This is a genomic window from Mycoplasma sp. 1573, from assembly GCF_053851775.1.
The window spans coordinates 62,037-85,301 of sequence record NZ_JBSQBG010000002.1 but is presented as its reverse complement, the minus strand read 5'-3'; the positions used below and the strand labels follow the sequence as shown (position 1 = coordinate 85,301).

At 30.2% G+C, this 23,265-nt stretch carries 20 protein-coding genes; 2 read left to right on the top strand and 18 right to left on the bottom strand.

The features are described from left to right. Window positions 1–535 precede the first annotated feature (535 nt). The 4 genes from ACWXVT_RS02020 to ACWXVT_RS02005 form a co-directional block, all read right to left on the bottom strand. Window positions 536–2,176, bottom strand: a complete 1,641-nt coding sequence (locus ACWXVT_RS02020; protein ID WP_455967870.1) for a hypothetical protein — start codon at window positions 2,174–2,176, stop codon at window positions 536–538. Further along, entirely contained in the window at window positions 2,151–2,681 is a 531-nt protein-coding gene (locus ACWXVT_RS02015) for a hypothetical protein (RefSeq protein ID WP_455967868.1), read from the bottom strand. The genes ACWXVT_RS02020 and ACWXVT_RS02015 overlap by 26 nt, the downstream gene beginning before the upstream one ends. Before the next feature lie 24 nt (window positions 2,682–2,705). Then, window positions 2,706–2,963, bottom strand: coding sequence for a hypothetical protein (locus tag ACWXVT_RS02010; RefSeq protein ID WP_438341782.1), 258 nt, complete (start codon window positions 2,961–2,963; stop codon window positions 2,706–2,708). A gap of 194 nt (window positions 2,964–3,157) precedes the next feature. Further along, window positions 3,158–4,138: a leucine-rich repeat protein gene (locus ACWXVT_RS02005; RefSeq protein ID WP_455967866.1), complete on the bottom strand. Its 981-nt coding sequence runs from the start codon at window positions 4,136–4,138 to the stop codon at window positions 3,158–3,160. Window positions 4,139–4,411: 273 nt separating this feature from the next. Between ACWXVT_RS02005 and dcm_N the strand changes: the two genes are divergently transcribed. Together dcm_N and ACWXVT_RS01995 are read left to right on the top strand one after the other, a co-directional pair. Beyond that, the gene (gene dcm_N, locus ACWXVT_RS02000; protein WP_455968060.1) at window positions 4,412–5,521 is read left to right on the top strand and encodes a DNA (cytosine-5-)-methyltransferase N-terminal subunit; all 1,110 of its coding nucleotides are present in this window, start codon (window positions 4,412–4,414) and stop codon (window positions 5,519–5,521) included. After that, window positions 5,509–6,747, top strand: a complete 1,239-nt coding sequence (locus ACWXVT_RS01995) for an MAG4270 family putative restriction endonuclease (protein WP_455967865.1) — start codon at window positions 5,509–5,511, stop codon at window positions 6,745–6,747. The genes dcm_N and ACWXVT_RS01995 overlap by 13 nt, the downstream gene beginning before the upstream one ends. Window positions 6,748–6,874: 127 nt before the next feature. Here ACWXVT_RS01995 and rplS read toward each other — a convergent pair whose 3' ends face one another. From rplS to ACWXVT_RS01925, 14 genes are all read right to left on the bottom strand, one after another. Continuing rightward, window positions 6,875–7,234 carry a 50S ribosomal protein L19 gene (gene rplS / locus ACWXVT_RS01990; protein WP_455967863.1) on the bottom strand — a complete coding sequence of 120 codons (360 nt, stop codon included), beginning with the start codon at window positions 7,232–7,234 and terminating at the stop codon, window positions 6,875–6,877. Beyond that, entirely contained in the window at window positions 7,227–7,898 is a 672-nt protein-coding gene (gene trmD / locus ACWXVT_RS01985) for a tRNA (guanosine(37)-N1)-methyltransferase TrmD (RefSeq protein WP_438341789.1), read from the bottom strand. Before trmD ends, rplS begins: the two co-directional genes overlap by 8 nt. 5 nt (window positions 7,899–7,903) lie before the next feature. Then, the gene (gene rpsP / locus ACWXVT_RS01980; RefSeq protein ID WP_438341790.1) at window positions 7,904–8,161 is read right to left on the bottom strand and encodes a 30S ribosomal protein S16; all 258 of its coding nucleotides are present in this window, start codon (window positions 8,159–8,161) and stop codon (window positions 7,904–7,906) included. Window positions 8,162–8,310: 149 nt separating this feature from the next. Then, a complete protein-coding gene (locus ACWXVT_RS01975) occupies window positions 8,311–8,847 on the bottom strand; it encodes a hypothetical protein (RefSeq protein WP_438341791.1) in 537 nt (178 codons plus the stop codon). Next, a complete protein-coding gene (locus tag ACWXVT_RS01970) occupies window positions 8,837–11,290 on the bottom strand; it encodes an ATP-binding cassette domain-containing protein (RefSeq protein ID WP_455967861.1) in 2,454 nt (817 codons plus the stop codon). Before ACWXVT_RS01970 ends, ACWXVT_RS01975 begins: the two co-directional genes overlap by 11 nt. Continuing rightward, window positions 11,277–12,341 carry an ABC transporter ATP-binding protein gene (locus ACWXVT_RS01965; protein WP_455967860.1) on the bottom strand — a complete coding sequence of 355 codons (1,065 nt, stop codon included), beginning with the start codon at window positions 12,339–12,341 and terminating at the stop codon, window positions 11,277–11,279. The genes ACWXVT_RS01970 and ACWXVT_RS01965 overlap by 14 nt, the downstream gene beginning before the upstream one ends. 8 nt (window positions 12,342–12,349) lie before the next feature. Then, a complete protein-coding gene (locus tag ACWXVT_RS01960) occupies window positions 12,350–13,666 on the bottom strand; it encodes an ABC transporter permease (RefSeq protein WP_455967859.1) in 1,317 nt (438 codons plus the stop codon). Continuing rightward, on the bottom strand, window positions 13,647–14,744 hold the full coding sequence (locus tag ACWXVT_RS01955) for an ABC transporter permease (RefSeq protein WP_455967857.1): 1,098 nt from the start codon (window positions 14,742–14,744) through the stop codon (window positions 13,647–13,649). Before ACWXVT_RS01955 ends, ACWXVT_RS01960 begins: the two co-directional genes overlap by 20 nt. A 3-nt stretch (window positions 14,745–14,747) precedes the next feature. Then, window positions 14,748–17,693 carry an OppA family ABC transporter substrate-binding lipoprotein gene (locus ACWXVT_RS01950; protein WP_455967856.1) on the bottom strand — a complete coding sequence of 982 codons (2,946 nt, stop codon included), beginning with the start codon at window positions 17,691–17,693 and terminating at the stop codon, window positions 14,748–14,750. A gap of 553 nt (window positions 17,694–18,246) precedes the next feature. Continuing rightward, complete coding sequence (locus ACWXVT_RS01945) at window positions 18,247–19,404, bottom strand: YbhB/YbcL family Raf kinase inhibitor-like protein (RefSeq protein ID WP_455967854.1); 1,158 nt, start codon at window positions 19,402–19,404, stop codon at window positions 18,247–18,249. After that, window positions 19,404–21,629: an SGNH/GDSL hydrolase family protein gene (locus ACWXVT_RS01940; protein ID WP_455967853.1), complete on the bottom strand. Its 2,226-nt coding sequence runs from the start codon at window positions 21,627–21,629 to the stop codon at window positions 19,404–19,406. The genes ACWXVT_RS01945 and ACWXVT_RS01940 overlap by 1 nt, the downstream gene beginning before the upstream one ends. A gap of 8 nt (window positions 21,630–21,637) precedes the next feature. After that, window positions 21,638–22,468, bottom strand: coding sequence for a ribosome biogenesis GTPase YlqF (gene ylqF / locus ACWXVT_RS01935; protein WP_438341246.1), 831 nt, complete (start codon window positions 22,466–22,468; stop codon window positions 21,638–21,640). After that, the gene (locus tag ACWXVT_RS01930) at window positions 22,461–22,625 is read right to left on the bottom strand and encodes a DivIVA domain-containing protein (protein ID WP_438341247.1); all 165 of its coding nucleotides are present in this window, start codon (window positions 22,623–22,625) and stop codon (window positions 22,461–22,463) included. Before ACWXVT_RS01930 ends, ylqF begins: the two co-directional genes overlap by 8 nt. A 1-nt stretch (window position 22,626) precedes the next feature. Then, entirely contained in the window at window positions 22,627–23,148 is a 522-nt protein-coding gene (locus ACWXVT_RS01925) for a TrmH family RNA methyltransferase (RefSeq protein ID WP_438341248.1), read from the bottom strand. Window positions 23,149–23,265 lie beyond the last annotated feature (117 nt).

Below are 23,265 nucleotides of genomic sequence, written 5' to 3'. Positions count from 1 at the left end.
TTGCTTTCATCAAGTTGTTGTTGTACTTCTTGGTATTGTTTTTGTTCACTAACCTCTTTTTGATTAAAAGCTTCTGGTTTGTTGTACTGATCTAAAAGTGCTTTTGCTTTTTGGTATGCTTGATCAAAATCTTTATGGCTATCAGTGTTATCTAAGTCAACTTTCTTGATTGATGCTTGTTCGTAACTTTGTTGTAATTTTGCTAGTGAAATTTCTAAACTTGCACCACTTGGAGCATTTTGACTTAATTTTTCGATTTGTGCTTTTACATTGTTTCTTTGTTCTTCGTTTTCAGCATTTGAATAATCTTGAGATAGTTTGTCAAGTTTATTTAAAAATGATTGTTCGACTGCGTGAGTTTGTGAAATTTCATGCGCATTTTTAAAAGCATCAACAATTGCTTTTAAATTAGAATCAAAAATTTCATTTGCTTTGGTTTGGTTTTGTTTTGTTTTGTTTCAGTGTTTTTGATTGCATCATCTAATGCTTTTTGAATTGAATCTATGGTTTTATCAGTGTTTTGTGGATTACTGAATTATTCGTCAGCTTGTTTGATGATTTGTTTGATATTTTTAATATCCTGACTAAATTTAGGATCGGGATTTTGATTGTATTTGTCAACTAAATCATTTGCTTGTTTTAACAAATCATCAAGTGTTTTGTATTTATCAAGATTGGTAGTTACTGATTCTATTTGTTTTTCAATAGCTTTTAGTTGTTCTTCTTTTTGCTCTAAAGTTAAATCGTTATTTTTTGAAATTAAATCTGCTTTTGCTTTTAAAGCATCTAATAAGTTAAGTAATTTTTCTTTGCCACCATTTGAATTGTCACCAAATTTATCATTAACTATCTTTTTGGCATCTTCAACTTGTTTTTGTACTTTCGCACTACTAATAGCAGCTTCTTGGTTTAATAAAGTTTCTTGCGCTCAATTAATATCATTTTGCATTTCTTGACGAGTAGCACCATCGTAAAGACTTGTAACTAAATAAATATCATTTAACTCTCATTTATTAACAAAAGTCTGAACATTTTGTTTTATTGAAACGTCAGGAATATCGTTTTGAATAGCTTTTAAATTTAGCACCAAGTTTTTGATTTCATCTTTGTTAATAGCGCGCAATGATTCAATTGCACTTGCTAAAAATTTGGTATTCGCTTCAATAGTTTGTGGAACAGACAAGTGGTTTGTAATTGAATTATCTAATGAAGTAAGTTTTTGCTTATCTTCAACATTTAAGCCAGTGAATTCTTCGTTTTTGATTGATGTTTTTACTTGATCTTGTAATTTTTTGATTTCATTTACTAGTTGTTGATTATAAGCAATAGTGCTGATTAAATTATTGTACACATTTGAAAGGCTAGTAATAAAATCACCAATATTATCAACATTGGTTTTTAGTAATTGGTCATTTACAAGTTTTTCAAAATCTTCTAAAGTGATTAAATTAGTATCTTTAGCGTTTTCTAAGACTTCATGAAGTTTTTGTGTGTAACGTCAAGCAAGATTGAATAAAACTTTTTTGTCTTGCAATTGGTTATAAAGTTGCACACTTGGATTTTGTATGTCTACATTGACAATGTTGTCATTTACTCAATTTGTTAAGATTCCATAGTTTTGAGCGTTGTTAGCAAAATATTGTTGTAGAGTTTTAATGGCTTGTTTTAAATCATTTTGTGACAAGAAATTAGCACTGATTTTTGAAAAACTTGTGTCAATAAAGTCATTAATATCTTCTTTAACTGTTAAGTTGTTAGCAGGAATTTTGGCATATGAATCAAATATTGCTTGCTTGAAGCTTGAAGCTTGTTTAATGTACGAGTCTTTTGTTGCTTCGTCTAATTGTGCACTTTGAATTTCTTTAACTAATGCATCAAATTTAGTATTGATTGAGTCAATGTTTTCTTTTGATAAAGTGTTTAAAGCATCCTGAGTACTGCTTGCTGCATTTCTTAGAACTTGGTTGAAAATGTTGTTTAAAGTTTGTGCAAAGTCACGGCTAGTATTTGGGTTAGCCATTTCATTTTTAATTGTGTCTAGAGCTTGGAAAACATTATTTTTGTCAGTTGAGTTTTTGAAGAAATTATCGTTGTAAATATCTTTTTCAATTAGTTCATAAAATTGTTGTTCTAATTGCTCTGAAAATTCGTTACTTTTTTTGCAGCAATGCATCATAATTGGCATAGAAATTGTCAAAATCAAAATCATTAGCGTCATTATTTTTTACATTGTCATAAAGTGATGTAACTTTTGCCTTTAATTCATTATCTTTAACTAGTGATGCTAATTCGTCTAATGATGCTTGAATTTGTTCTTTTGTAGCTTCTTTATTAGCAACAACAGATTCAAATTTTGCTTTTTTTACTGACTGAGATAATTCATTTTTAAGACGATACATTTGCGCAACATCAGAATCTTTCTGTTTTACAAATTCTGATGCTCTTTGTACTAAGTCACTAATTTTTTGCTTGTTGTCATCACTTAGATTTTTGTTTTCAGCCAACTCGACTTGAGTTTTCTTAATTTCATCTTCCATTGCTTGGTAAATGTTGTTATTCTTTGCATAATTAACTTCTTCAACAGAACTTTGTTTTACCAAAAGAAGTGCAGTAGTAAGACCAACAGCAGCTGCAGTTCCAGTACCCAAGGCTATCATTGAATTTAATAATTTGTTTTTCATACTTGTTCTCCTTAGTTTTGATGATTAGTTATTTTTAAAAAATCCAAAAATTCCATTTACTCTTTGTGCTTTAGTTAAAAGCAAACCATTTGCATCAGTGTTGTTGAAACGAATAAAGTCTGCTAGATAAGCGATTTCAACACACAAAATCAAAAGCAGAAGCAAAGTCAAAATGATTGCTATCGCTAGTCAAATTTTTTGCCCCTTAGTCATTGGCTTTTTTTCTTTATTTTTGCTTTCTGAGTTGCTTTTAGCAACTTCCTGGCTTGTTCTTTGTTCCATAAAAAATCACTTCCTTAATTTGTTGTTTTGTAAAAACAAGATTTCTAAAAATCTTACTACAAATTTAAATAAATTTGTCGGCTTTGCAAAAAAAAAAAAAATGCGAGCAATATTGCTCGTAATGCGGAAAAATACTGTTTTTTTGAGTTTTTTGACCGGTTTTTTTGACTGAAAAAATTCAGTCTTTTTTTGGTTTAATTTTCTGGTTTTTCAAACACTTTTGCGTCTTTAAATTTGAATTTTAAACGAGTTAAAAAATTCAATTTTCTTGCTTCAAAAAGACTGGATTTTTGTCACTTTGCTTTTGGCATTTTGATTTTTGAAATTGAAGAATTTGCAAAGGCTAAATCGTTTACAAAAAGTACATTTTCAGCACTAATTTTATTTATTTTATTGTCGAAATAAAAGGCTTTTTGTGCAATAAGACGAATGTTAGAACCTAAGATTAACTCACTTACTTCTTGTTTTGATTCAACTAAAATATTGTCGTAAATTAATAAGCTTTTAGTGTCTAATTTGTTGTCATTAAAGAATTTTGCACCAGTAAAAGCATTTTTAGCAACATAACTGATGTTAGGAAATTTAGCTTGTGCTAGGCTTGAGTTTTCGAAAGCATACTCACCTACAAAATCAACATTTTCAAGATTAATGGTTGATAATGTTTTTGTTTCAAATAAAGAATATGGAGCGATGTGTTTTAAGTTAGGAGCATTGATTTCTTGTAATTTGTAACAATATGCAAGGGCACAAAAATCAATGTATTCAAGAGCAGGGGCATCAAGTTTTTCAAGTGTAGTGTAAGAAAGCCCTGAAGCATGAATTTTCTTAATACTTGGCATCTCAACATCTTTCAAACTGACACAACCTTCAAAGACAGCAACACCAATTTCTTGTAAATTTTTCATTTTAACTTCTTGTAAATTAATACATTGATAAAAAGCTCTTGTACCAATAGTTTTAACATTATTCATCTCGACGCTAACTAAGTATTTATTAGTTACAAAAACTGATTGAACCACTTCATCAATATCATTTAAAACTAAACGGAATTTAAAAGGAATTTTTTGACGATAAGCAATTAATTTGTTATTTTCAACAATTAAAATAAAACCGTCTTTTTCATTATTTATGTATGATTTATCAATTGTCATAATTAGTTCATTTTTTTCATTCATACATACCTCCTTAGAATTACTAAAATTATAAAGTCAAAAACATTTTTTGTGTTGTTTTACTTATGATGTTAAAAATGATAATTAGTTGTCAATTTCGAACGCCGGGTATCGTTGTTTTTGTATATCGTTTCGTTATAATACTTTAGACATGAAAAAGGAAATTACACTATTTGAGGCTTTCGCTGGAATAGGAAGCCAATATAGAGCGCTTGAGCGTCTCTCTCTCTCTCTTTCTTTCTTTCTCTCTCTGAAAGGCAATCTAAATATAGAGTAATCAATTTAGGAACAATCGATTGATACATTGATGCTATTATTTCATATCAACTAATTCATTATGGAAAACTAAAAAAAGAAACAAAATATAGCCACGAGCAAATGGCTAATCTTTTAGCACAATATACTTTTAGTGCCGATAGCAAAAAGCAAGTTGGTAATAATTATTTTATGAAAATGAATGAACAAAAGTTGGCATCAATTTTTCCTTACTTATATTCGTATGTTAACAATGATTACTTTCATCAAAAATATGGTTTCAAAAAAGACAAACGAGCAAGTAGTAACACTGATATTTCGAAATTTCAAACCTTACCGGAAGGAATTGACATTTTCACTTATTCATTTCCTTGTCAGGACTTGAGCCAGCAAGGTAAACAACGAGGTTTAACTAAGGAAACTCGTAGTGGTCTGTTATACCAGGTCGAACGAATTTTAAAACAAAATAAGGATCGTTTACCAAAAGTGTTAGTACTTGAAAATGTTAAAGCGCTAGCTTCACAAAAATTTATTCACCAATTTGAAGATTGACTGAACACACTCAAGAAATTAGGTTATAAAAGTTATTGAAAAGTAATTAATGCCGCTGATATGGGTAGTGCTCAAAATCGTGAAAGAGTTTTTGCTATTTCAATCCTGAAAGATAAATTATCAGAAGAATTTGAATTTCCTCAAAAAGTTGAAAATGGTAAAAGTTTAAAAGATATCATTCGCGCAGTCAAGAGCAATGATAAACGCCTTAATTTAGCACAAAAATATGAAATGACTGATTTTGTAACAACAGCCAACAATATAACTAAGGCAAGACTACTAAATTACACTGAATTTAACTCAGAATCATACGTTTATAAGCCAATTAATAAAGGACCTACATTGACTGCTTCTGGTGCTAATGCTAGATTAAAATTCTATTTTGAAAGATCTAAAATTCTTAAGGTAATTAACTCTCAGGAAGCTTACGAGTATATGGGATTCGAAAAGCGTGACTGACAAATAGTAAAAAGCAGTGATTTAGTTTCTGAAACAAAAATGATTTACACATGTGGAAATTCAATTTGTGTTGAAGTTTTAGAACAACTTTTTAGCCAAATACTAAAATGTTTAAAATAGACAAAAACACTAGAATCTTTAAAATCCCTTTGTGTTCTAAGTCATACATTAATAAAAGAAGTAGAGGCGAAAAAGTTCTGTTCGATTTATATATTGTTTTTGACACTAAGTTTCTTTATATCAAGACATGATATGCTAACTTTCTAGAAGCTCAAATTGACTTGTATACAACTCCTTCTCACTTCAAAACTAATCCTAAGAATTTCAGACACAGAAAACAACTATTAGAAGAAAGACTTGGCTTCAAAATTCAAGAAAGACCTGACAGAAAAGCCAAGCTCATCAAGACTCTTGATGACAAGCAGTTAAAATCGCTTGAATACTATGTTAACAACAATTATTTTGAAGGTGGTTGCACTTTGAAGGGTCTAATTTACCTGTTTAAAGGAAATAATCCTGGGGGTTCTGTTACAAATCCATCTTCTTCTGAAATTGTAAGTCTCCCAAGTAAAAAAGATAACTTCACAATAATCAATCCAGCATTAGCTTTTGACTCAATTTTTCTGGATACCGATGACTTTAAGTACCAAAATTTAAATGAATTTTTAACAATTAATACTAGAGAAAATAATGTTGAATCTTTCAATGATTTTTTAGAATACATTAAATCCGATTGTGAATTTTTGTACAACTTGATAAAACTATTGAATAAGTATGATAAATCACTAAAAAACCAAAAAGACATAGAAATTAAAATGTTACGTGAAAAGACTTTAAAAAAGAGTGAAAAGTACTATTGATTCATTCAATACATTAAAGATGAAGCAAAAAAACAAAGAGCACAATATAGAGACAAAACATCAGAGTGACTTGTATTTGAAAATTTTGCTGTAGAAGCTATTGAAAAAGCACACATCTATAATGTTAGTTGAATCAAAAGAGATGCTATTGAATACGCACATCAAAACACTAGCTGAAAAAGGAGTAAGTTAGAAAAAGAAATTAATAACATTTTATCTGATATATCAAACAAATATAACTTTCTTAATCTAGATGCTACTGTTCATAAAATGTTTGACGGATATAAATTTACATTCGATGCTGAAAATGGCAATCAAGTAATACTAGATGACACTATAGCTAAAAATGAACGTATAGCAACATACTTAGAGCCTTACAAGCAAATAGAACATAGCAAACTTAATAATGAGCTTAAGAAATTCATATCAAAAAGAAATGACTACCTATCAAAAAATGGATTAATTTCACAAGAGAAGATAATTTAGCAGTCTTTTTTGGTTGTTTTTGTGTCTTTTTGTAAATTTAGTCGCGCTTGCGACTTTTTATTTGCCCTCTAAATAAAAAAGCAAAGCACAGTGGCTTTGCTTGATTTGCAATCAAAAACACTCACGATTATTTTGTGTTTTTAAGTTCTTTAAGTCTTGCTGCTTTACCTTTAAGTTCTCTCATGTAGTATAGTTTTGCTCTTCTAACTTTGTTTTTACGTAGCACTTCAACGTGGCTAATTAGAGGTGAGTTGTAGTTGAATACACGTTCAACACCAATTCCGTATGAGTTTTTACGAACTGTAAATGTTTTAGCTGTTCCTGTTCCGCTTAAAGCAATAACTAGACCTTCAAAAGCTTGAATTCTTTCTTTGTCTCCCTCTTTAATACGAACGTGAACACGAACATTGTATCCTTCTCTAATTTCTGGTAAGTCGCTTCTTAATTGTTTTTGTTCAACAATTTCTAATAATTTTGCTCTACTCATTTTTTAACCTTTCAATTATATCTGGACGATTTTTTAATGTTTTTTCATATTTTGCTTTTTGTCTTCAAGCTTCAATTTTTTTATGGTCACCACTTAACAGTACTTCTGGTACTTCAAAACCTTTGTAAACTCTTGGTCTTGTGTATTGTGGATAATCTAGCAAGCCATCACCTTCGAAACTTTCTTCTAAATGTGATGATTTTCTAATAACTCCCGGTGCAAGTCTAGCAATAGCATCCGCCACAATCATAGCCGGAATTTCGCCACCAGTTAATACATAATCACCAATACTTAATTCTTCGTCGACAAAATTTAGAATTCTTTCATCAAAACCTTCATAATGTCCGGCAATTAGTGTTATTTCATTTTCTTTAGCAAATTCACGAGCTTTTTGTTGATTGAAAACTTTTCCTTGTGGTGAAAGAAGAATCTTTTTACCACCAACTGTTTGCAACGCTAAATCTAATGGTTCCACTTGCAACAACATCCCTTGGCCACCGCCATAAACTTCATCGTCTACTTTTTGGTGTTTATCTTTTGAAAATTGTCTTCAGTCAATAATATTGATTTCCAAGTGACCCAATTTGATTGCTCTTGCAATAATTGATTCTTGAACGAAATTTTCGAAAAATTTCGGAAACAAAGTCAAAATATTAATTTTCATACTGATTATTTACGGTTTTTTGTGTATTCAGCGTAGAAATTGTCGTGTTTTAGAAGTTTTCTAACAGTGTCAGTTGGTTGAGCACCTTGGTTTAATCATTTAGTTAGAGATTCTTTGTTTAATACTACTTCTTTTGAGTGAGGGTTGTAAAAACCTACTTCTTCGATGAAACGTCCATCACGTGGTGAACGAGCATCGGCAGCAACAATTTTATAAATAGCTTGGAATTTTTTTCCATTACGTTTTAGTCTTAATTTAACCATAGCATTTTCCTTTCATAATAATGTGATGTGTTTTTAATAAAACAAATTATAGCATATTTTGTTAAGGTGTCAAGCAATTTTACTTAACACCTTTCGAAGATAAAAAAACTGACTAGAGTCTGATTATTCGACCCTAGTCAGGAACAAAATTATCTAACCATAAAAGGTATTAAAATGATTTGTAAAATAATAGTTAACAAGATAAGAAATATGAATATAAAAGATGAACTTTTTCAACTAATGGGATCTTTAGAACTAATTTCTTTTGGTTGCTGGTTTTTCTGATTTCGTAAGGCATCATAATAATCATCATTAAAGCTATTATTATGTTTTCTTTGTTGTGATTTGCGAAATGTATCATCGTCTTTGTAATATTTCATACCATTAAAGGTTTGTCGGAAAAAACGAATAATTCCTCTTCCAAATCCTCTTCTAACAATCAAGGCAAGAATATTTAATGAAAAAACCATAATATTAGCTACCGTTAATGCATCACAAATCTTTAGTGTTGTTAAAGCGATTTTGTTTTGTTCAGCCTGAGCACGGTAACGAAAAAATAATATTAAAAAGAAAGTCAAAAAAACTATTATATTGACAACTAAAAAGATGATTGTTCCAGTGTTGAAACCTCTTTTTACATAACTTGAAAATCGTTGCTTAAAAGTTAATCTTTCTTTATTTGTCATTGTTCTTTTCTTCGTTGCTTAAAATTAATTCTTCAAAATAACTATCATCATCACTATTTAGTTTTAAAGTTTTAACATCACTAATTTCTTTAGTTCACTCATGAACTTGTTGATTAGTTCCGTAAACGAAGTGATTTTGACCAATTTGTCAAGTTTTCGGAACATTAGGGAATTTTTGTTGTTCTAAGTAATTTAGTTCAAAACTAACATTTTCAAATTTTTCATTTGCATTGGAAATTTTTGGAATCGCTTTGAATAAATTGATTGTGTAAGGGTGCACTGGGTGAGCATAAATTTGTTCAGTGTCACCTGATTCAACAATTTTACCAAGGTGCATAATTTGCACTTTATCAGCAATGTATTCAATCATTGACAAGTCGTGAGCGATAAATATTAGTCCAATGTTTTTTTCTTTACATAAATCTTTTAACAAGTTAACAACTTGAGCCTGAATTGAAATATCAAGTGAAGCAATTGGTTCATCAGCAATAATTACTTTTGGTTGAGTAATCAATGCCCGCGCAATAACGATTCTTTGTCTTTGCCCACCACTAAATTCATGTGGATAACGATATGCAAATTGTTTTAATAAACCAACATCTTCTAAAGCTTTGTAAATTATTGTTTTATAGAAAAGATTCTTTAATCTAATTCAAGCAAAAGGAGCAAAAATGTAATTTGAATAGATAAAACGCAATTTTGGATATTTGTCTTTGAAAATGATGTCTACTAAATTATGGTTTATTCCTAGTAGTAAGTCAATGTTGTGAATATCTTTAACCAAGTAGCGATACTCAATAGCAAATGATTTTTGAGTTTCTAATTTAGCGTTAACAACTGTATTGAAAGAAATAATTTCATATTTTTGTTGTTTTTTAGCTACTTTTTCGCTAGCAACTTCTTGATTTTTTAGATATTGAATGAAATTTTTGTGCACTGATTTAAATCTTTTAACTAATTCTTTAATTTGTTTTCTTAAAGCATAGTAAGTTTCATTAATTTCAACAATTTTGGCCTCAGTTGCTGCAATTAATTCTTTTCTTTCACTAACATGTTGAATATAACGTTTTTGATAGCTATCTTCAGCCAGTGAAAGTCTTTGTTTTGCTTTATTTAAATCTTGTTTAGCTTGTGCTTTATCAACAGTTTTAGGTGCCAAATTTTCAATGTAGAAAGCAATTTGGCTTTCGATATCTTTAAATCTTTTATCAAAGTTAGCTTTATTGGTTTTTGACTGTTTTAGATACTCATCGATATTGAAATTAAACTCAGAATCAATAGTTTCTTGTAACAATTGTTTTGCTTGTTTTGAGTATTCAACATTCAGTTTAATTCTATAAAAACCAACCATGTATTCACGCAAGTGTTTAATTAAAGCTTTGATTTGTTCAAACTCTAAATATTTCAGTTCAGGATACACTTCTTTTAGAAATTCATTTGCTTTTGAATTAATTAATTCTCTTTGTAGGTTATAAATATAAAAATCTAAATTTGTCGAAAGCAAACGTGAGTTCTTTAGCATGTTTTTTTCATTTTTGAACTCATAAATATAATTTGTAAAAGCATTTTTAGAAACTTTTAAAAACTCACTGTGTTCTTTTTTGAGTGCTTTATACTGAGATCTAACATTTTTATACTCATGGTAAAGTTTAACTTGTTCGTTTGTGTAACGAAGACCTAGTTTAGCATTGTTGTAATTTTTTAAAGCATTGCGTAATTCAATTTCATCTAAGTCGATATTGTCTTCACGGTAGTCTTTTTGTTTCTGGTAATAAAAGTCAATCAATTTGTTTGTATTTGAGTACATGGTGTTGATAACTTCAGTCTCCATGCTTTGCTTTTCTTCTAAAAATGCAAAGTATTGATTGAAATTATCTTCATTTGAAAGTTGGCTATCAAAAGTTAAATTATTGAATTTATTTTCTCACTCAACAACAAAATCTTTAGCAATATTATTGAATGAACTTAAATTAATGATTTCATATTCTTGTGCTAATGATTTAAAAGTGTAACGGAAATTTTTCTTAACGTGTCTTCAGTCACTGAATAGATCCTTCATTTTCTCACGCATAATCCCATTTACTACAAGTGGTTCTTTTAGTGTTGAGAAAATGTTTTTTTGTCCATTTAGAGAAGCATGTGGATCCTGGAAAATCATTTGTACATTACGACGTAGAAATTTTTCAGTATCACGGCTAATTTTGCGACCACTAACTATTCTTCCATCTAAACGAACGAACCCGTTGTAATCATCATACAGACGCATTAATGAACGTCCAACAGTTGTTTTACCTGAACCAGACTCTCCAATTAAACCAACAATTTCTGACTCATGGACATTGAAAGATACTGAATCTACTGCTTTGTTAACGTTTGAACCATGAATAAAATATTTCTTTAGATTGTCTATTTCTAAAACAACTTTTTGCTTATCTTTGTTCATCTTCAAAAACCTTTCTAAATGATTCTAAACGTTTTACTAAATCAGGATTAAGCTCAACTTTTGGTGCATCTGGGTGCAATAATCAAGTCGCAGCTGAGTGAGTAGGACTGACTTCGATTAAAGGTGGTTCTTTAATAAAATCAATCTCTAAAGCATAGTCATTACGTGGTGCAAATGGATCACCTAACGATAAATTAGCCATATCAGGTGGAGTACCTTTAATTGAGTAAAGACGTTGTTCTTTATTTTCTGGTACTGCGCTAATTAATGCTCAAGTATATGGGTGACGTGGGTCAGTGAAAATTTCTTTTTTAGTTCCTCGTTCAACTACTCTTCCAGCATACATTACGTAAATGTAATCACAGAATTTAGCAACTACTGAAATGTTGTGACTAATTAAAATAATTGATATTCCAAACTCACGATTAATGTCATTAAATAATGCCAATACTGAAGCCTGAACAGTAGGATCTAGAGCAGTTGTTGGCTCATCAGCAATAATAATTTTTGGTTTTAAAGCAACCACCATTGTGATAACAATTCTTTGTTTCATCCCCCCACTTAATGTGTGTGGATACATGTAGAAAATTTCTTCTGCATTTCTTAGACCAAATTTTTTTAACAAGCCAATTAAATAATCTTTTTTGGCAGCATAAGAAGCCTTTTTTCACTCACTATTGTGATTTAAGGCATCAAGTAATTGTTTCCCGATTTTACGAGTTGGATTTAACGAAGTAAGTGGGTCTTGAGGTATATAACCAATTTTTGAACCACGCACTTTTTGCCAACTTTTATCTTTTTTTAGACTCAATAAATCAACATCTTCAACCATTGCCTTGTCAGCTTTAAAAATAGTTTTACCATTAACATTAATTAAACTTTTGGATGTAACACTTTTTCCTGAACCTGATTCACCAACTAATCCAACAATTTGTCCTTCATAAATTTTTAAATCAACACCGCGAATGATGTTTAAGATTTTTTTCTTACCAGTGCGAAAACTGACTGATAAATTTTCAACGTCTAAAACGACTTTTTTACTTTTTGACATAAAAACCTCTATTTTTTATTCGCACTAATTATACGCGGATCGAGTGAATCGTGTACTCCGATAGCAATGAAATGCAATGAAAGTGATAGAGTTAGAAGGATTAATGAAGGCAATAATAAGATTCAGAAGTTATTTGAAATTTGTGGTGTTGCATCAATTAATAATTGTCCTAAGTTAACATTGTTGTTGTCTTTGTAGAAACCTAAGAAGGCAAGTGAAGCAAGAGACAAGATGATTGACGGAATTCTTTTAACAAATGAGTTAGCAATTTTTCCTAAGATTGCTGGTAGTGCATGAATGAATACTTGTCTTGTGGTCGAAGCACCAATACTTTTTGCAGCTGTAATGTATTCTTCATCTTTAACAGTAATAATAAACATTCTTGTTGAAGAAACTGGTCATGCTCAACCGGTAATGATTAGTGACAAGATTAAAGCTCAGTTGTTAACTCCTAAAATTGATACGAATAGTAGCATTCAAATTAATGAAGGTGGTGAAAGAATAATTTCAATTACCCGCATTGTTATGGTATCAATTCTTGTTCCTGCTTTGAAACCTAAATAAGCTCCAATTGATACTCCAATAATGGTTTGCACGATAGCGGTTAAAATAGCAATTTTGATTGATTCAGCAGTTGCATATCAAGAAGCTGTTCAAACATCTCTTCCGTAAACATCAGTTCCTAAAATCGAATTAACTTTTGGTGCTGAGTTTATTCAAGAAGCGAAAACATCTTGAGCTGGGAAATTGCTGTTATTTTCACTTAAATAAGCAAATAATTTTGCGTAAACAACATAAGATTGATACATTTGATAGCTATTGTAAGTAAAGGCAACTTGAACTGATTCTCCAATTTGTGAAAATGATGAAGAATTTAACAAGATTTGGAAATAATCTTTTACATATTCTGGAGTGTCATCCTTGCTTACTAAGTCTTTAATTCTTAAGTAAGTAGCAAAAACTTGATCACTGACTGCTTCTGCTCCTGAACCTGGAGTTAAAGTAACATTACGAGTTGTTATCGGACTGTTGTTAGGTGGTAAAAATTTAATAAATTCTAAGTTATCACCGGTGACTGGTTTATTTGCTTGATATTGCGATGTTGCTGGAATGATAAAAGCACACAACAATAAAGCAACAAAAATAAAGAATGAAAACGCTACATAAGGGTTCTTGAAGAAACGTTTGAAGATTTCAATAACGATTTTTTTGGGCTTACCAGCAATATTTGAAATGATTTTACGTTTATTAGGGTCAACAAAATGAATTTTTTCGTTTAATTCATTACTCAGTTTGTATTTTTTATTAAACTCTGCCGCTTTCACTTTGTCCTCCTTCGCTAATTTCTAATTGCATTGATTTGAAGATTCTTCTTCTTTCATTTCAAGATTTTACGTAACCTAAATAGTTGTATTTTGAAGCTGATGCGTATTTAATTCTTGGATCTAGAACTACATAACTGACATCAACAATAATTTCAGTAAAGACTGATAAGAATGTAAAGAATACAATGTTAAACATCACAATATTGATTTCACCTTTAGGGAATGAGTTAATAATAACTTGTGATGTTCCTGGCACGCTTCAGTACGTTTCAATAACAATCGAACCAGTTAATAAACCAATATATGATGGAAAAATGATTGAAAACAACGGAATGGAAATATTTCTTAAAACGTGTTTTCAGAAAATTTGTCAATTACTCAAACCTTTAGTTTTAGCGATTAAAACATGGTTTGAAGTTAAAACAGTAATAATTTGATTTCGAGTATATGAAGTATAAGTTGCTAGTGAACCTAGAATAACAATGATGATTGGGGTTAAATATGACAAAACCTGTCTAGACTGAGAAAAGCCGTCCTTTTCTAAGAATACCCGTGAAGGTAAACCTAATTTAACGGCTAAATTGATTGCTAGTGGGGCGATGATGAATGAAGGCAATGCAATAAAGATAAGTACAAAAGTATTGATGATACTGTCGGTTAGTGTACCTCTTTTGTATCCTGATAAAGTTCCTAACCCTATTCCGATAATTGCACTAATGAAAAAGGCTGGTAATGAAATACGGATCGAGTAAACTAAAGGAACAAAGAATAGTTTTGGAATTGTACTATTTTCCATTCCTAACTTGGTTGCTATATCAGGGTTATAAATTGCACCTCAATCACCTTTAAAAATCCCCCCTAAATATTTGAAAAATCGAACAATAATAGGTAAGTTTCAACCATATTTAATTTCTTGTGCTTTAACATAGTCAGCTACTGGACTAATGTTTTTGGATTGAGCGTAAGTTAAAAATGGGTTTTCTTGTGAAAAAGCTGCCATTAAAACATACGAAACTAAAGAAATTAGAAATAAGGTTAAGAGTGCAAAACCTATTCTTTCTAAAATATAACGAGTCATTTTCTATTTATTTAGTTTGTAATCTGCAATGTATACGTAGTCTGTCCCAACTCTTGGAATGTCATATTGAATTGATGCTAAGTATGGAATAAAGGCTGAACGTGCTGTTACCATATTTCCATCAAGTGAAGGTCCAGTGAATACTGACACTTCATTTGCAAGTGCTAGTAATTTTTCATTTGTACTTGTACTGTTAATATTTTGTCAGAATTGGTATGAGAAAGTTCAAATATTGTCACCGAATTTTGAGTAATAATCTCTTCCTTCTTTTAGCGCAGTGTTTCATCATTTATCTGCATCTAAAAGATTGCTGAATTTAGATTTATTGTCATCATAGAATTTTTTCAATTCTTTTGATAGTTCAACTAAGTGAGGGAATGCTTTTTGCAAGCTAGCTTGTAATTCAGGTTTAGTTGCAATTTCATATAGTGTTGGTAACAATGAACCCATTCATGAGTAAGCGTCAAATCCTGAACCTATTGTTTGGTAGTCGTATCCTCATCCTACAATGTCAAGGCCTGCTGCTACAAGTTTTGGATATTGCACTTCAGTTCAGTTTCCGATTGTAGCATTGAATTTAACATCTAAACGAGAATCTAGTGAGTTCAAAGTTTTTTGCACATTTTCGTACAATTTAGTGTCTTTAGCCGAAATATTTGAATATGGATAAATTAATTCTCAACTTACTTTTACATCATTTGATAGATTATTTTCTGCATAGAATTTGTCCAACAATGCTTTTACTGCCACTTTTACTTTGTCATAAGCAGCTGATTTGTATTGATCTAAGTCATCTGAAACTTTTAGAATTGCATTTTCATTGTCTTTTGGAGTGATTGAAGAATTGTTGTCATTTAAACCTAATTTGCTTCCGTCTTTATCAACTGCATACAATGCGTTAATTTCATTATATTTATCATGTGGAGTGACTTCATCTTTAGCAGCTCATTCAGCTTGGTTTGTTCCACCAAAAGGTGTATCTTGCGCAAAACGAACTAATCATTCACGAGCATTAGGGCTTACAGTAAATGCTATTTTTCTTCAGTTTAAAGCAGCATTAGTTAATGTTCTGAATTCTAAACCACTTCCAGCGATAAATGATGTTACATCTTTTACATTTCCATTAGCAATATCTTCTAATGAAGCACCGTACATTAATTTTGCATATGCATCATTGTAAGGGTATTTAGCTTGTCATCCTGGCACTTGATCAGTGTATTTTTTGTCTGATTTTAAATCTTTTACTAAAGAAGATAGATTAGTTGGGAATGCAGAAAGAAGATCACGAGCTACTCATGTTTTTAAGTTTCTTGATTGGTTATATCTGTAACCTCAAATGTCTTTAGTAAATTCACTTTGTTGTGCCGATGTTAAAGAGGAATAAGAAATTGCTGATGTACTTCCTTCTTTGTATTGGTTGTATTGTTGGACTTTGAATGCTTCAGGGTTTTGACTTAAGTTGTAATTTTCAACGATTGTATCAATTGTTAATCCTGAATTTACTCAATTTTGATTTCAGTATGAATGGTTTTTTCTTAGTTCAGTTGAGTTAATTGTTTTTGTTGGTAAGTAACGTCCTGAGTATAAAGTAGCTTTTGGAGTAATTCCATATCAGTAAATTCCTGCTTCTTTTGCAAGACTATTGTATTGAGAATCTTTTAGTGCACTTTCTAATTGAGTTTTTTCATCACTCTCAAGATTTCCTCAATATGGAGAACTTGCATCAATATTATTGGTATTTTGTTTAATTCAGTCACTAGGTGCCGCTGATCATTCAAATGATTTAGCAACTTGTTCAAATAAACCATAGAAATTAGGCTCTGTTGCTCCATCAACAAGACTAAAAGTATAAGCATCTAAATTATTGTACTGAGCTTCAGATGTTTGTGTTTTGGTTATAGCTTTTGATTTATCCAATAGTGCTGATAAGTCGATTCCGAAGGCTTGGTAGATGTAAGCATTTGGATATTTTGATTTTTCACCATAAATGTCTGGAGAACCCATTCTTGTTGAGATTTCATTGATGATTTTGTCTAAACTTTCAGTTCCACCATTTTCTAGTCTGAACCCTTTTGAATTAGCAACAGTACGAACAAAACTTACATAGTAGTCTTCGGCTTTTGTTTTAGTTCCTGAATCTTTACCATCACCATCTACTCAAGCATATTCACGAACAACGAATTGCATACTTTTTGCGTCTTTTAAGACATCTTTGAAGTGTTGTGAGTTAATTGAACGATCATTACTTGAAGTTGCTTGGTTATCCATGTATCTAAAATGAATACCATCTGCTAACATTACTGGTTTTTGTTTATCAATTGAATCTACTTCATCATTGTCGAAAACAACTACTGAACCATCGTTTTTAGTAACTAAAATGGCCTTTGCACCATCAAGTGTATATCTTCAGTATGAAGGACGAGTAATCAAAATTTGAGTAGTTGGTTTACCATCGTCAATCACTAATTTTGTTTCATACGTTGCTTGATTTAAACCTTGCATACGAACCAATAATGTTGATGTTTCTGAAAGACTTGCAGCATTTCCTAATGAACCATATCCTCTTGAACCTTCATATATGAAGGCACGGTTTGGAGCATCAGTGTTATAACTTGTTGATCATTTTTTAAGACTTGCAACTGTTTGTTTACCTTGTCAGTATTTTAGAGCATCACTTTTTGATTTTGAAATCTTAGCATTGTAATAACTTTGTAAATCTGGTGAATAAGATTTATATAAAGAATCATTTACATCGATATTTGGTTCAACACTGTTTTGTGAATTTTGACTTCCATCTTGGCTTCCACCTTCGGTTTTACCACCACCAGTACCACCACCACTATTTGTATCATCACATGAAGCAGCGATAAATGGCACAGCACTGGCACCTAATCCTAAAACTGTCAATGATGAGAGAAGAAGCGATTTACGTCACTTAAGTTTTTTCATTTTTTTCTCCTTAATTGTTTTTAGATAATTTTGTTATTTCTTGCTGCTTTTAAAAAATAAAAGCTAGCACTTAACCGACAAAGTTAATTGCTAGCTTTTAGAATTAAAATTATTAAAAATAGTTTCAATTTTGGGATAAACCACAAGAATAACAATTAATTTTGACTTTATTTATGTGAAAAAAACGGACTTCTTAGCCTTTTGTCGAATTAAAGTTTTGGCAAAAAGCTAGATTGCTTTCAAATTTAGTTTTTGGTTATTAATAATAATTCACTTAATAATAAAATCAAAATTTGAAAAGAAAATAATACATGTGTTAATAAACATGTATGTCATATAAAATGTACACTTGCGTAATGAGTTAAATGTAGTCATTTTACTTTTCCTTTCGCAAATAATTATAGACATATTTTTATTTTTTGTTTTCAAATTATTTTTTAAATTTTCTTTGGCATGAAATTAAGAATTTTAAAAAATACGAAAAAGATGCAAAATAATCAGTCTTTTCGAGTATTTTTAGTAAAAATGGTGGGTTTTGAACCCACCATTATTTTTATTTAAGTTTGAATTTAATAATTTTTTCGGCTATTACTTTATTTTTAATTAACCGATAGGCTTCCGCTACGTTGTTAGCTTTTTGGCGCTCAGTTATGTTCTGATCTAAAGCGTAAACTACCATTCAATGGAACTTGTTTTTTGTTTTTGACTTTTTGTTTTTAAAAACATTTCACTTATTTTGACGATTAACGAAATACTTTTTAATTTCTTCTGGCATAATCGACTGCTGACTAAATGAATTATTAATGTAGTGACGAGCGCTCCGTTCTTCATCTTTAGTCAAGTCGTTTTCTTTAATAATTGTTCAATCTCCACTTTGTGGTTTGATACCTAAACATGCAAACTCACAACTTACTAATCCTCATTGTTGTGCTGTCGAAGAATTGAAAATAAAAATTGCATATTCTTTAACATTTTTAATGTTTTTAATTTTTATTAAGGGAGTTGAAACCTTCAAGTCTGGTTTTGACACACTGTCGATATCAAAATAATATTTTTTGGGCAAGTGAAGAATGTTTTTATCATCTTGCTCCAAAGCAGGAATAGTAACTTTTAGGCCGTCGACTTCTTTGTTTTCGTTTAAGACATAAAACATTCCATGAGTTTGACTTTCATTGGCATATAAGTTACCTTCTGAATCAGTTAATGCTTGTTGCGAAGCAAAAGTTAGTACCCCTTCATCAATAACGTGGTTTGCAATTATTTCTTCCATATCGTTTCAAAATAATGGTTTTGATGTATCAACAAATTTGCTTACATCTTCAAAATCTAAAGCATAAACACGCACTTCATAAGTATGATCTTGGTCAGGAGGACAAGGCCCGTAATAACGTGAAGCATTATCATCTAAATATTGACTTGGTAACAAAATTTCATTAACATTTTTTGATAGTGAATTTTCAAATTGCACTATTTCATTTGCTTTCGAAATACTTGAATTACGACATATATGGTCATTGTGAATATTGAATGCTATTCAGTGAATAAATGACATTCCCACAACCCCATTAGCTTCATGATCAATTAAACTAATAGCATAAGATTTTGCACCTTTTACTTCTTCTCAACCAATGTGTGGTGAGTGTGGTGAACCTAAACCGTTTTTTAGTTCAATGACATTATAAACATTCATTGTTTTTGAATATACACGCATTATTTTCCTTTCTTAGTTTCTTGACTATGTGCTTTTTTAGCTTTGGTTAAGATTAAGTGGATAGAACTTGATGAATAAAAGATTTTTCCAAAAATTCTTGAATATAAATAAGCTTTGGCAAAGAATTTACGTTTAATCATCTTGCGACGTTTTTGTTTTTCGGCACTGAATAAATAATCATAAATTGAAATTGTTTGTGCTTCTTGCAACAACATTGTTAACAATTTGTTCAGTTTCGGCTTGTTGTCAGAAACAAAATATAGCAAGTTTGAAATTGCTCTTTCAATTTTTGCGTTTTCTTTTTCGCTTAGTTCAAAATTAATTTTGTAAATTGAAAATAAATTTAATTTAATGAACTGAATTGATTTGGCAAAGTTTTCTTTTGAACTGATTTCTTTTAGAATCTTGTCAAAATAGAAAATGATTTTGTAGTGGTTTTGTTTTAATCAGACGTATCATAACTCGTCAAAAGATCTTAATTCTGAGTATTTTTTGATATTTAACATAAAGTTATTGAATAAGAAATCAATAAATTCTTTAAAACTTTCTAGTTGCGCCAAATAATCACGACTGTAACTATATCTTTCATCCAATTTATGATTGATGAGTGTTTCCAGAAGCGGAGTAGCCAAAATTTCAGTCATAAAATCATAAACAATATTTCATAACTCTTCTTTTGAATCATTAATAAATTTTGCTTTTAGTAAATTTTGAGCAACTGGGTAAACTAAATTTTGTCTCTTAATAACATTATTTTTTGACTCAATAATATCAGTTCAAGCAATTTGATTTTTCTTTGTTAAATTTGTTTGAACTGTGTAAATAAAATTATCGACATGGTTGTTTTCAAGTAAGGTAAGAAAAATTTCCTGACTTCATTTCTTACCTTCTAAGAAATTTAAAAGATTTTGTTTAGTTTTATATTCTTGTGGTGCGGAAGCAAACTTTTTCTCGATATATCTTGTTAATGTACTTCCGAATCCCATTTGCAAATGTTTTTCTAATGCTCTAGTTGCTTCAGAAATGCGATAGTTGGGTAACATTAAGTTTTTGATTTCTTGTTCATAGTAATCGTCTAAAAATAATTTATCTCCACGATTCATACCTAAAACTGCCAATATTAAACCTAAACTATTGGCTTTAAGGTTGAAAATTTTGCGATAACTATTGAAATCTTTTTTGTAGATATTGAATTTTGGTAAAAAATTCAAAATATTATCAGAATCATCCCCATAGACTTTTGAAACATAATTGTCATCTAATCCAAGTTTTAAAAGAATACTTTGTGCCATATGTTTGTACCCTTTTTCAGTTGGATGAATGTCTAAAATGTTTTCATATAAGAAATTTTTGTTAGTGATTCAAAAATCGCGATCAAAACTGTCGACATACATATTGTTAGTTCTATTGGCAGCTTCTTTGATTGCGGCATTTAAATATCCCAACATAATATCACTCATTTTTTCAGAACTGATATCAGTGGTTGAAAATGTGTCATCTAAAGCATTTTTAAAGTGAATTAAAGGTAAAGGATAACCAACTAAAACTATGTTTGTTTCGCTATTTAAAGCTCTAATTTTAGTAATTACTTGCTCTAAATCACTAACAATTTTTTCACTTGTTATATGTAAATGTTCTACAACTTGCGAAAAAGCAAAGGCGCGACGTGAAAGATTTTTAACAGCATAAAAATTACGTAATAAATTTCAAGGAATTTTAGCTAAAAAATCGTTTGCTCCTAAGGTTACAACAACAACATTAGCATTTTGAATTTTTGCCTTAATTATGTCAAAATCACCATTACCGAAATTAAAGTTTTTAAAGTAAGGGTTTAATTCATGTTGAAAAGGGTTTTGATCATTATCATTAATTGAACGAATAAAATCCATTTCATTTTGCAATGAAACTGAAACTTCACGCTTAAAATCTAGCAACTCACTATATTGAGCTGCTGTTATTGCGCTAAAACCAAAATTATCATAAGAACTTAAAAAGTGGGGTCTAATTTCTTCTATCATCCGCACTAAATAGGCAGGATAACTTAAACCTATAACTTTTCTTTGTTCTTTGTCCAAATAACCACAAGACTGAAAACCAAATTTTGAGTTAAAACCAGCTGAAATTGAATCACCTAAAAAAACAATTCTCAAGTCAGAATCGATAACTTTTGCGTGTATTGGTAGTCTATTGTTATCTTTAAATTCAACAAAATCACGAAAATCCATACTTTCTCCTAGTCGTAAATAATGTTTTTTAGATTTCTAAAATAATTAATTAAGAAATTATAAGTTTCAGTAAATAAAACTTGTTTGTTTTTATCTAAAAAGTTTTTCTGTCTAGCAAGTTGAATAATGTTGTTATAAATTATTTCATCTTCTTGCGATGCTTCTAAATCTAAAGCTTCTAAGGCTTGAGGTTTATATTGTGAAACTAACCTGTATGCTTCATAACAAAAATCTTTTAAGTCTAATGCTTCTTTTTTTATTGAACCGATGACAGCTAATTTGACAGCTTGCATTTGATCATCAAATTTAGGTCACAGCAAACCAGGAGTATCTAAAACAATGAATTCGTTATTACAATTTACTCACTGCTCTGACCGCGTTATTCCTGCTTCATTACCAACTTTAGCTACTTTAGATTTAGCTAAAATATTGATTAGCGTACTTTTGCCACTATTTGGAACTCCTAATACTCCAATTTTTAATGGTGGAACTTTAAAACCTTTTTTAGTATTTTGTTGTTTTTGAGTATAAATTTTTTTAATTACTTTTGTTAGTGCATTGTAAGACTTATTATTGTCTTTTAAATTTAAAAAAACTATTTCATCGTTGGGATTGTTAAATGATTTAACAACTTGATTAAAACGATTTTTATCTACAAGATCAATTTTGGTAAAAGCAAAAATCCGCTTTTTGTGTGGTGAGATTTTATCAAATTCGGCATTGTAAGAACTAATTGGACAACGGGCATCCAAAACAATAATAAAAACATCAAACAACTTTTCTTTTTGTTTGATTTGGTCGAATGCCTTTTTCATGTGTCCTGGAAATCAATTAATCATTTTTTAACCTTGCCTTCAATTTTTCAATTTCATCAATGTATTCAACAATATCTTCAATCAAAAGATCAATGAATTCATCAACTTCATCAGCATTGTAACCGTTAATTGCTGGACTAAATTTCATTTTCACAATTTGGTCGACAGTAAGTTTTGGCATTTTACTCCTTGATAAAATCTTTTCCTTTTTGCACTTCGTATTTTGATAAGTTCATAAAATCTAATTGTCTTAAAACCTCATATAAAACAACAATTACACTATTTGCTAAATTTATCGAACGACTTTCTGGTGTCATTGGAATACGCAAGCAATTATCTAAATTAGTTTGCAAAATTTTCTTTGGTATCCCGGTAGATTCAGTACCAAACATAATTCACACTTCATCATTTTGTTTAAATTCAGTTTTAAAATCTATGTCAGCATATGTAGTGTATCCATAACGAGTTACATAGTAAACATTTTTTGAGCCATATTTGGCTAAAAAATCTTGGTATGAGTTGTGAATTTCGTGCTCGATATCACTTAAAAATCTTCCTGCTGCCGCTCTTTTCATTCAATGTGGGTGTAAATCGAAAGCAATTGGTTTAATAATGTGCAATTTAGCACCAGCACTAAAACAAGTTCGAATGATATTAGCGGTATTAGGACTAATTTCAGGTTGGTATAAAACTATATTAATCATATGAAAAATTATAACCATTCCGCTTTTTTTATGAAATAAAAAACCTTTAAGTTGTCTTGGGTCTAATTTCGTATTTAATAATCGAAAATAAAAGGACAAGAATTAAATTTCTGCCCT